Below are 12085 nucleotides of genomic sequence, written 5' to 3'. Positions count from 1 at the left end.
CGCCTTTATGTTACATAACGTCCTTAAAGTAACCAAACAGCGTAAACATGAGATTTCACTTGCTTAATGTTTATGTAAGGGTATTGCAAAACATATCCACATAATTATCTAGAACGTACTTTAAATCAATGACAGTTATATGGCTTAACCTTACAGAATAGTGTGCCTTGTTAGTTGACGTATCTATTGTTACTTACACGAGAAAATCTACGCTAACAAATAAAACGATATAAATGATCTCACATAACGCGACTAACGCTTGCCTCAAGCGAGTATTATGCTAAATTAGTTGTTATAATAGATTTGTTATAGAACGTTAGTATTGTCACTATTTGTCTTATTTATGAAAATTTTGTGATGCTGTCTGCTCTATTTCTTTACTCCTACTGAGTCATATATATGCCTAAAGTATCGTCGATTACCCGTGTCCTAGAAATCATAGAAGCAGTGTCCTATGCTTCAAAACCGCTTTCTCCACTCGAGCTCTCACAAGAGCTAGATATCCCTAAACCGACCATTCATAGATTGATTCAAAACTTGGTTGATGATGGTTTTTTGACTGTTGATATTGGTGGCGGCATTATCCCTGGTAAGCGCGTACGCAATTTGAGCGTTGAGTTATGGCAACAACGACTGTTCTTTAACGAGCGACAGATGATTTTGCAAAAACTGGTTGATGAGCTAAAAGAAACTTGCGGTATTGGCATTCCCTATCATATGGATATGATCTATACCAACCGCGCTCAGACGACCTTGCCACTACAGATTTATCTTCCTGTTGGGGCAAAGTCACCCATGTGGTGTACAGCAACTGGTAAGCTCTATCTAAGCCAACTATCTACAACTAGCCGTATGAAAATACTACAAGGGTTGCCACTAGATAAGTTCACTAAGAATACGATTACTGATATCAATGAATTGAATGCCGAGCTTGATCGCATTGCTGATACTGGTATCGGCATTGATAACGAGGAGTTTATCTCTGAGATGGTCGCAGTGGCTGTCCCTATACTGGACAAAAAGTCACGCTATCTGGCTTCTCTCTACTTACATGCGCCCACCATACGGGTATCACTTGACGATCTGCTGACTCATGTACCACGCCTACAAAAAGCCGCGCAAGACGTTCAGACGCTCGTCTACGATCTACAAAGCTAATACTATCTATTAGCCATCAAAAAAGGTCTACGCTATGATTTTAGCGTAGACCTTTTTCTTTTTCGCAAATGCATTCTCTTAATTAACGCCACTTACTAGTAATACTAAAAATTCTTAATATTAGTATTTTTAAGAACTGGTATTCCTAAAAATTGATATATCTAAGAAGGTTATATTCAAAAGAGACACAGTCAAGAGATTCATGTTTAAGACAATAATGAGACATCATGACATCCGATAATACTAGAAAAGTCTTTATCACCATTCTCTACAGTATGTGAGGCGTATAGTTCTGTCGCTTTGGCACCCATTGGCGTTTCTACTTCAGTGTCTTGAGCAGTCTGCATCGCAAGGTTTAGATCTTTTTGCATCAATTTGCTCATAAATCCGCCTTGATAGCCATTGCTCGATGGTACGTTCTCCATTACTTGCGGGTAAGGATTGTACACTTCTAATGTCCAGTTACGCCCTGAGCTTTGTAGCATAATATCTGATAGCACCTTGGGATCTAGACCGTTCTTGACGCCTAGATTAATTGCCTCTGCCGTTCCTGCCATTAGAATACCTAACAGCATATTATTGCAGATTTTTGCGACTTGTCCTGCGCCGTGCTCGCCAGCATGAAAGATATTCTTTCCCATCACGGCAAGTATTGGCTCAGCCTTAGCAAAAGCGGCATCGTCGCCGCCGACGATAAAGGTCAAACTACCAGCAACTGCCCCACCTGTGCCACCAGAGACTGGTGCATCTAAAAAGTCTATCCCAAGCTTACTTGCCGCCTCTGCTACTTTCCTTGCATCAGCCGCCGCAATCGTACTACTGTCAATCACAAGCGTGCCTTTTGGTAGCTCTGCAAGTAACCCATTAGATCCGCTATCACCTAAATATACAGAATGTACATGCTGACCTGCAGGTAACATACTAATTACAACTTGGGCATTACTTGCGGCATCTTTAGGACTTTTTGCGATGCTAGCCCCTGCTTGTGCTAAGCGCTGGGTTGCAACCTCAGACAAATCAAAAACAGATAGCTCGTAACCTGCCTTTAATAAGTTCTCTGCCATTGGCGCACCCATATTACCAAGCCCAATAAAGGCAATATTTGGTTTAGTGGTGTCATTGTTTATTGTACTTATATCCTTTGTACCCATCTCATCACTCCTTGATGATTTATGATGTAGCTATTGCTACATACTATTTAACAGTGTTTATTAGCGAGTATTGCTTACTAATGAATGCTGCTATTTTAAGTCTCAACATCCTTCTTTAAAACTTTATGAAATCGCTGATAGTCTTACGTTATAGATCCCTTTTAGGCAATTAGCCGACATACTGACTACCCAAGGCATCCTTACCCAGCCAATCGCCCAAAGGATGCTCACCTTTTGGATAAGGGTTGGCAAAGTGCTTATCGATATACGCCTGCCCTTCTATACTGAGACAGTCTGCTAATGAACGCGACCATTTAGGACTTCTATCTTTATCAATTAATAATGCTCGCACGCCTTCTTTGAAATCAGGATTGGCCGCGCAGTGTACTGCGACGTTGGTTTCTAAATACAGTACTTGTTCGATCGATAGGTCAGCGACTTTATAATAGAGCGCGTAGGTCAATGCTGCTGTCACTGGGCAACCATGCCGATAGGTTGCAACTGCTCGCTGAGTCCAGCTGTCTGCTGCAAAGTCTTGGTTTAGCTGTGAGAGCGCAGTATCGCTTTGTAGCAACGCATCGATATCGACCAGACCGCCACTATTCATCAGTTGCTGAATAGGCTGCCAGTAAGTTGCAAGCTTACTATCAGGCATTTCGGCAATAGGTAGTTCAGCAAGCGCACGACTGACAATACTATGCGCATTATTATCATGGCACTTATTTGAACTGCTAGTGTTATCTACCGTTCGCCAGTTGCTCTGTTTGAGGCGCTGCATGACGGCATTATAGTCATGACTAGCAACGGCATACTCTGCTAGATTAGCCAATAGCGCATCGTTGCCATTGCACATCGCGCCAGTTAGACCTAAGAACAAACCCGTTTTGGCAGGCATACGCTGCAAAAACCAGCTGCCAGATGCATCAGGGAACAGTCCAATCGTGACCTCAGGCATGGCAAAACGCGTGCGCTCAGTGACTAGACGATGACTACACCCTGCCATCAGTCCCATACCGCCGCCCATGATGATACCGTCACCCCAAAGTATTAGTGGCTTTGGATAAAAGTGCATTTGACGATAGAGACGATACTCGTGACTGAAAAACTCAGTGGCATACGGGTTTGGCATTGGTGCACTGGTAGACATGCTGTCATAGAGCTTACGAATATCACCGCCCGCACAGAACGCTTTATCGCCCGCACCTTTTAACACAAGCGCTACCACTTGCTCGTCCGCTTGCCACTGCTCTAACTGCGCTGAGAGCAGTTGACACATATCAACGCTGAGTGCATTAAGCGATTTGGGTGTATTAAGTGTCATTACCCCAATCAAGTGCCCGCAATCTGTCGATTCAGTATTGAACAATACAGGCGCTTCTTGTGCTGCATTATTTACTGAATTTTGGGAGTTAATATCCTTCGTCGCTGCTGTCATAAAAGTGACCTACAAAATTAAATAATAAAAATGGCTTAAGCGTTTTGACCGCGGCTTATTTGTTTTGCCAATTGGGTTTACGCTTTTCTAAGAATGCTTGTACCCCTTCGCGCTGATCTTTGGTATCAAACAACTTCACGAACGCTTCACGCTCATGGATAAGATTTTGCGCAGGTGGGGTGTCTCTAGCCGCTTGAATAAGCTTTTTAGAATAACTGACGGCGACGGGTGATTGCTTAGCGACTTTTTTTGCCAAGGCCTGAGCGATTTGCAACCCCTTACCTTTTGCAGCGACCTCCTCAACCAGACCGATACGCAATGCCGTATCTGCATCGACCCGCTCACCGCACAGTATCATGCGTTTGGCCCAACCTTCCCCTACTAACATAGGTAGGTTTTGCGTGCCGCCAGCACATGGTAATAATCCTACGCCTGTCTCTGGCAGTGCCATCTGGGCATGCGCTTCTGCAATACGGATATCACATGCGAGCGCACACTCAAGACCGCCGCCCATCGCATAGCCATTGATGACAGCGATACTGACACCGCGATAGGCAGACAATGCTTCGAACGCTTCACCAAATGCAATCGCCATGCTTATGGCGCGGCCTTTATCGCCATCTGAGAAGTTGTTTAAATCTGCACCAGCTGAAAAGAACTTTTCGCCATCTCCATGCACGATTAATGCGTAGACATCGTCGTTGGCATTGAGGTCGGTGATGAGCTGCTTAAGCGCATGCAAACTGTCCATCGTCCATGTATGTGCCGGTGGGTTATTCAACGTCAATGTTGCGGTATGGCCATCAATTGATAGCTGTAGATTTGTATAATCTGTCATAAAACATCCTTGTTTCAGTAAAACGAGATAAATTAGCGGAGCTGACTTAACCCTTCATCTTGCAAGACCTGACGTGAAATAATCACTCGCATGATCTCATTGGTGCCTTCTAAAATTTGATGGACACGCAAATCGCGTACGTGGCGCTCAAGTGGATATTCGTTTAGATAACCATAGCCGCCGTGTAATTGCAGGGCTTCATTGGCAACATCGAAACAAAGATCTGTAGATAAACGCTTTGCCATTGCGCAGTAGGTAGACGCTTGTCCATCATTGTTATCGACTTTATCAGCTGCTAGATACAGCATTTGGCGTGCGGCGATGGTCTGAGTCAACATATCAGCAAGTTTAAACTGTACCGATTGTAAGCTGGCAATCGGGCTGCCAAATTGACTGCGCTCTTGCACGTAACTGGTTGCGGTCTCTAACGCCGCTTGTGCTGTACCTACCGCACAAATACCGATATTAATACGACCACCATCTAGTCCTTTCATCGCGATACGAAAGCCTTGGCCTTCCTCACCTATCAAGTTCTCTACTGGAACTTTTACATCTTTAAAGCTAATCGTGCGTGTCGGCTGTGCTTTCCAGCCCATTTTGTGCTCGTTTTTTCCATACTCGATACCAGCACTATTGGCATCTACGACGAACGCTGACACGCCTTTTGGCCCTGCCGCGCCAGTACGCGCCATCACTACCAATACATCGGTTGAGCCTGCGCCAGAAATAAAGGTTTTTTCACCATTCAGTACATAATGATCGTCTTGCTTTTCCGCTTTGGTACGTAAGGAGGCTGCATCAGAGCCTGCATTTGGTTCTGTTAGGCAATAGCTACCAAGCCACTCACCGCTGACCATGTTAGGTAGATATTTTTTGCATAGCGTATCGCTGCCATATTCACCAATCATCCATGCGGCCATGTTATGAATACTCATATAAGCAGCCACAGCCGTATCGCCCCATGCAAGTTCTTCGAATACCATCGCTGAGTCCAGTCTTGGGAGGCCTAAGCCGTCATACTCTGGATTGGTATACAATCCCAAAAAGCCGAGTTCACCAGATTTTTTGATCACATCTATTGGGAAATGCGAGTTACGATCCCATTCGGCAGCATTTGGCTTTAGCTCTTTTTGCGCAAACTGGCGGGCGGTTTGGCGAAAGGCGACTTGGTCATCGGTCAATGAAAAATCCATAGGGTCATCCTTGTTCTTATAGATCAAATAGAGGGCTTAAATCTCAGATAAACGTTAATAAAAGCGTTAGTAAAAATGTTGATCAGAGATTTTATAAGACATTAGCGCGACATGATAGCGGCATAACGATAATAAAATTGCGTTTAATAGTACCGCAAGTCGCATTATCGTCATACCGAAAACACAAAATGTCATACTGAAACAACAATGAGCGGACGCTTAAATTGAAATCGTTGTGTTAACACCGCGGCTCGCTTCATCATCAAACCAACGCGCAGTCACGGTCTTCGTCTGAGTATAGAACTGTACGGCTTGCTTGCCATAAGGACCTAGGTCGCCAAGCTTACTGCCACGTGACCCTGAGAAGGAGAACATTGGAAGTGGCACTGGAATCGGCAAGTTAATACCGATTTGACCAACCTGAATGTCTTGTTGGAATTTATGTGCAGCTGCCCCTGACTGGGTAAATATCGCCGTGCCATTGCCATGCGGATTGGCGTTCAGTAGTGCAATCGCTTCATCTAAGCTCGCAGCACGCATGATACACAGTACTGGGCCAAAGATTTCTTGTTGATAAATTTGCATATCGCTTGTGACGTTATCAAAGATAGTCGGGCCTACAAAGTTACCTTTCTCGAACCCTTCAACAGTAATTCCACGACCATCCAAAATCAAGCTTGCGCCCTCTTCTACCCCAGTTCCAATCAAATGCTCAACACGAGCTTTGGCGGCAGGCGAAATCAGTGGGCCTAAATCCTTGTCATTTTTGCCAGCTGAGACGACCAAGCTTTCTGCTTTTGCTTTAATCTCATCAATCCACTCGCCAGCTGCGCCTACTAGTACGACGACCGACAGTGCCATACAGCGCTGACCAGCGGCACCAAATGCTGCGCCTGCTAGCTGATTGAGCGTCTGTTCTTTATTAGCATCTGGCAAGATAACGCCATGGTTTTTTGCGCCCATCATGCACTGTGCACGTTTACCTGACTGGCTTGCACGCTCATAGACATGTTTGCCAACATTGGTAGAACCCACAAAAGAAACGGCTTTGATATCTGGATGGTCACAGATAGCATCGACGGTGGCTTTGCCACCATGCACTACGTTAAGAACGCCTTCTGGTACGCCCGCTTCAATCGCTAGCTCTACGAGACGCATTGTGACCATTGGATCTTGCTCAGAAGGTTTTAGGATAAACGTATTACCCGTAGCAATCGCCATTGGGAACATCCATAACGGAATCATCGCTGGGAAGTTAAATGGCGTAATACCAGCGCAAACGCCGAGTGGCTGCCAAATGCTATAAGTATCGACCCCTGACGCAACATTTTCTACAAAGTCACCGATTTGCAGATTGGCAATACCAGCGGCATGCTCTACTACTTCTAAACCGCGGAACACATCACCGCGTGCATCAGCAATCGTCTTTCCTTGCTCTGTGGTCAAGATTTCTGCCAGCTCATCCATATGATCACGAATCAGAGACTGATACTTTAAAAAGATACGCGCACGCGTGGTAATTGGCGTTTTGCGCCATGTTTCAAACGCTGTCTGTGCAGCTGCGACTGCTTGATTAATCTCATCATTGGTGGTTTGTGGCACTTTGGCGATGACTTCTTGAGTCGCAGGATCGGTGATATCAATCCATTCGTCGGTGTTTGATTGTACGAACTGACCATTGATGAGCTGTTGAACGTGGTGCATAAGATATCCTTATCTTTTTTGCGAGACTACCGTGTGACGGCACCTAGATATTTATTAGAAAAATAAAAGCGATGAGTGTTTGTCTATAAAACATTATTAAAAACTGAATTTTAAAATGATTTATTTTGTATCGTTATTGACTATAACAATAAACCATTTTTATGGTCAAGCGCTTTATCGAAATTTTATCTAAGTTTATTTTGATGGCACGTATTCCTATAAAAATTGTTTAAATAACAAAAACAAAAAAGCCCATGATGACTCATGAGCTTTTTAAAGTTAACCTAACTTTGATACGCGATGAACAATATTACTATTTTTGTATGAGGTTAATTTATACCAATCAATAATCTTTCATCGCTTGCTTGATCGCATCGATAGCGGTTGGGTTATCAAGCGTTGACATGTCTCCTGTCGGTTGGTTTTCTGCCAGAGCACGAATTGAGCGACGTAAGATTTTACCAGAGCGGGTTTTTGGCAGTGCCTGCGGGAAATAGATAGCGGCTGGTCGCGCAATACCTCCCAAAGATTTTACGACAGCACCTATCACTTGCTGCTCGATGCGGAAACGGTTTTCAGTGGTTTCAATTTGCGTCTGATCTTTTAAGACACAGAATGCAATAGGTAGCTCGCCTTTTAGCTCGTCTTGAATACCCACTACAGCGCACTCTGCCATCTCTGGATGTGTACTGATAGCCTCCTCAATCTCTTGCGTGCCTATGCGATGTCCTGCGACGTTTATCACGTCATCGGTACGCCCTAAGATATAAAAATACCCTTCTTCGTCTGTCACTGCATAGTCCGAGGTTGAGTACTGCTGGCCATTAAACAGACCAAAGTAGCTGCTGATAAAGCGCTCGTCATTACGCCATACCGTGGTGAGACAACCAGGCGGCAGTGGTGCTTTAATCGCAAGCAATCCTTTTTCGCCAGCCTGACAAGGACCGCCTGTTTCCTCATTGATGACATGCGCCTCATAGCCATACATGGGGTAACCAGGTGACCCCTGCTTGTGCGGCTTATGATTGAATTTTGGCGTATGGCTCAAGATTGGCCAACCAGACTCTGTTTGCCAATAGTGATCTAAAATCGGTACGCCTAGATGCTGAGTCAACCAACTAGCCGTCGATTCATCAAGCGGCTCGCCTGCCAAAAAGAACGACTTCACACTAGACACATCGTAGCGCGTCATCCAGCTTTCGTCTTGTTTTTTGAGCATACGCACACCTGTGGGTGCAGTGAACAAAATATTGACTTTGTTAGCTTCAACGATACGCCACCAGATACCTGGATTTGGCATATGCGGCAAGCCCTCATACATAATACTGGTCATACCAGCCAGTAACGGCGCATAGATAGTATAAGAGTGCCCTACAGCCCAACCAATATCAGATATCGCCCAAAACGTCTCGCCTGCCTTGCCATCATAGACATAATCTATCGACGTCGTCAGCGCGACTGCATGACCACCGGTATCGCGCTGCACCCCTTTTGGTGTGCCAGTAGTACCAGAAGTATAAAGCAAATAGGATGGGGTATTTGACTCAAGCCAAACTGGCTCTACGACTGCATTGGCCTCACAGCTATGTCGACGCTCGGTCGCATAATCAACATCGATGTCTTTTGTTTCAAATGGCAATATACCACGATTGACCACCAGTACATGCTCTGGCTTGACAGTCGCTTGCTCGACGCCTTGATTGACTAGGTTTTTATAATTGACGACTTTACCGCCGCGTAGCCCTGCATCTACCGTAATGACCATTTTGGCCTCGGCATCATCCATACGGATAGCCAAGTTATGGGCGGCAAACCCACCAAATACGACTGAATGGACGGCACCAATACGCGCACAAGCCAGCATAGCGTAAGCGGCTTCCAATATCATTGGCATATAGATAATGACACGGTCACCCTTGCCAATACCGTGACGTTGTAGCACATCGGCAAAATAATTAACTTCTTTATACAAGTCATTATAAGTCAGGCGACGCTTGGTATAGTCTGTATAAAACTCAACGTTGTTACCCAGATCTTTAAACGAATCAACAACTGCTGGAAAGGTTTCTATCAACTCTTGATTAATCTCTGATGACACCCACACAAAAGCATCTTGCTCTGCACGGTCTGCTAGATGGCGATCGACGCAGTTGTAACAAAGATTGGTCTCACCGCCGACAAACCATTTGGCAAAAGGCAGATTACTGTCATCTAAAATTTGTTCAGGCTCTTTATGCCAATAGATACGCTTCGCCTGCTCAGCCCAAAACTGCTCTCGATCCGAAATAGACTCATGATAAATATCAGCGAAGTTTGGCGTGTCTGTCGTTTGGGTAGAAACTGGGGATTGGGAATGGTCGCTCATAGTAGCTGTCCTTAGCATAAACGAGAAATGAGGCAATAGTATTTTATAGTTAAGGCACTCAATAAGTTATAACGGTATTCACCTCGCGCGACGCTCTGTCTGCGTGCAACTGGCTGATACCAACTCTAAAATGCTTCAACTATAAAAAACCATGTCTTAGTAAATACTGGTCATCCTTGCCAGAATTAAAAAACCGATACGATATGTATCGGTTTAAAATGTAGCAGAGCCTATCGGAAAGGTCAACTATTAAGCGTGTAATACGCACTACATTTTGACGAATACAAATATTTGAACATTTAATCAATACTAATTATATCTCAGTTTGATTGGCATACATCTCACGCATGACTTTTTTGTCGTGTTTGCCAACGGAAGTTTTTGGTAGCTCATCAACGAACTTAAACTGACTTGGCACGCCATATTTAGGAATGATACCGCGCTCTACCGCCTTTTCTGCAATCGCTTTAATATCATCAGCACTGGTATCCTTAGCATCAGGCTTTAGCACCACCAAAGCCAACGGACGCTCACCCCATTGCTTATCACGCACCCCAATCACTGACACATCAGCCACTGACGGATGTAGTGATAAAATGGTCTCAATCTCTAATGATGAAATCCACTCACCACCTGATTTGATTACATCCTTTAAGCGATCGGTGATTTTGATATAGCCATCAGGACGTATGTAGGCGATATCTTGGGTATGCATATAGCCATTTTCCCACAGCTCTTTGCCAGCGTCGTCATTTTTGAGATAGCTTTGGGTCAACCAAGGCGCGCGTAGTACAAGCTCACCTGTATTGTCTGGCCCAGTTCCCACTGACTTGTTGCCTTCACCCCATACCTGAGCATCGACCATTAATACTGGCTTACCTGTCATACAACGACGGGCAATGTCTTCTTCTTCAGTCATTTCAGGCTCATCGAGACTAAAACCCGTTAAGCTAATAAGCGGGGCGGTCTCCGACATCCCATAGCCTGTATAGACCTCAATGCCTTGGGCCATCGCCGTTTTTGCTAGACCTTCGGTCAATCTTGAACCACCAATAATCATTTTTAAACCATTAAAGCTGGCATCGCGATCCTGTGCTTCTTTGAGTACCATTTGCAAAATCGTTGGTACACAATGGGTGATACTGACCTTTTCATTGATAATTAAATCCATCAACGTATCAGGTGCATAACGACCTGGATAGACTTGCTTTAGACCTACCATCGTTGCTGTAAACGGAAAACCCCATGCATGTACATGGAACATTGGCGTCATAGGCATGTAGACATCGCCATAGCTTACGCCTTGCTTATCAGGCAGCATACCCAAGGTTGCCGCTTCTGCTAGTGTATGTAGCACTAGCTGACGATGGCTAAAGAAAACCCCTTTTGGATCACCTGTCGTGCCTGACGTATAAAAGGTCGTCGCAATGGTGTTTTCATCAAAATCTGGGAAATCAAATTCGCTATTGGCAGCTTCTAATAGCGCTTCATACTCGCCTGTGACACGGCTTTGGTTGCTACCAAAGATACCTTCAGCAGTGACACCGTTGTCATCAAGCCAGATAATATGCTCGATACTTGAGTTCTCAAACTGATAATCTTTAACCAATGGCGCAAACTCAGAATTGAGCATGAGCACTTTAGGCTTAGCATGGTTGATGGTATAGAGGATTTTTTCAGGCGATAGACGGATATTGACGGTCTGTAAAACGTACTCTGACATTGGCACGGCAAAGTAAGACTCAAGATAGCGATGACTGTCCCAATCCATCACGGCAACCACATCACCTGCATCAAGCTTTAAGTCTGCCAATACATTGGCCAAGCGATTGATACGCTCAAACAACTCTTTATACGTCAGGCGCTTTTTGTCCGCATACACAATCTCTTGATCTTGCGATACCGTTTTTGCACGGCTTAATAATTGCTTGACCAGTAATGGATAATCGTAGGCAGATGGTGCACTGTGGTAAATGTTTGACATAGATTTGACTTCCTTGTTTGTCGTACTTATAAGGGATAAATAACAATAATAATCAAGTTAATAGCAGCATAAAATCTACTGCGCTAACCATTTTAATTTTTATAATAATAGGGTCTGTTAAACATTCAAATGTGGTGCTGGCAGTCACTATTTTTTAGACAATATGCAGTGCAATTTTTGACGCCTAGTCATTCTAGGTTAGATAATTTCGCCATATATTGGCAAAAAATAGTACTGCCCTGAAAGGCTGATGCTAA

The 12085-nt window shown here is 44.4% G+C and carries 8 protein-coding genes; 1 reads left to right on the top strand and 7 read right to left on the bottom strand.

Annotated elements, in window-relative coordinates; genetic code table 11:
- The first annotated feature begins 399 nt into the window (after positions 1–399).
- On the top strand, positions 400–1158 hold the full coding sequence (locus ACTXGF_RS19530; RefSeq protein ID WP_191113714.1) for an IclR family transcriptional regulator: 759 nt from the start codon (positions 400–402) through the stop codon (positions 1156–1158).
- A gap of 206 nt (positions 1159–1364) precedes the next feature.
- Here the strand turns inward: ACTXGF_RS19530 and mmsB are convergent, their stop codons facing one another.
- The 7 genes from mmsB to ACTXGF_RS19495 all read right to left on the bottom strand — a co-directional run bounded on the left by mmsB (position 1365) and on the right by ACTXGF_RS19495 (position 11828).
- Positions 1365–2309 (bottom strand): 3-hydroxyisobutyrate dehydrogenase, encoded by a 945-nt coding sequence (mmsB, locus tag ACTXGF_RS19525; RefSeq protein ID WP_443534201.1) that lies wholly within the window; start codon positions 2307–2309, stop codon positions 1365–1367.
- 169 nt (positions 2310–2478) lie between these two features.
- Positions 2479–3744 carry an enoyl-CoA hydratase/isomerase family protein gene (locus ACTXGF_RS19520; protein ID WP_443534199.1) on the bottom strand — a complete coding sequence of 422 codons (1266 nt, stop codon included), beginning with the start codon at positions 3742–3744 and terminating at the stop codon, positions 2479–2481.
- A gap of 55 nt (positions 3745–3799) precedes the next feature.
- Positions 3800–4582: an enoyl-CoA hydratase gene (locus tag ACTXGF_RS19515; protein WP_443534197.1), complete on the bottom strand. Its 783-nt coding sequence runs from the start codon at positions 4580–4582 to the stop codon at positions 3800–3802.
- A 32-nt stretch (positions 4583–4614) separates the two neighbouring features.
- Entirely contained in the window at positions 4615–5775 is a 1161-nt protein-coding gene (locus tag ACTXGF_RS19510) for an acyl-CoA dehydrogenase family protein (RefSeq protein WP_443534196.1), read from the bottom strand.
- A 219-nt stretch (positions 5776–5994) separates the two neighbouring features.
- Entirely contained in the window at positions 5995–7479 is a 1485-nt protein-coding gene (locus ACTXGF_RS19505; protein WP_443534195.1) for a CoA-acylating methylmalonate-semialdehyde dehydrogenase, read from the bottom strand.
- 343 nt (positions 7480–7822) lie between these two features.
- The gene (locus ACTXGF_RS19500; RefSeq protein ID WP_443534193.1) at positions 7823–9844 is read right to left on the bottom strand and encodes a propionate--CoA ligase; all 2022 of its coding nucleotides are present in this window, start codon (positions 9842–9844) and stop codon (positions 7823–7825) included.
- Positions 9845–10157: 313 nt separating this feature from the next.
- Positions 10158–11828, bottom strand: coding sequence for a fatty acid--CoA ligase (locus tag ACTXGF_RS19495; RefSeq protein ID WP_443534192.1), 1671 nt, complete (start codon positions 11826–11828; stop codon positions 10158–10160).
- Positions 11829–12085 lie beyond the last annotated feature (257 nt).

This window comes from Psychrobacter sp. 1Y6 (assembly GCF_052258385.2).
GTDB lineage: Bacteria > Pseudomonadota > Gammaproteobacteria > Pseudomonadales > Moraxellaceae > Psychrobacter.
The sequence above is the reverse complement of the archived record's forward strand: the minus strand, read 5'-3'. Positions and strand labels throughout refer to the sequence as shown.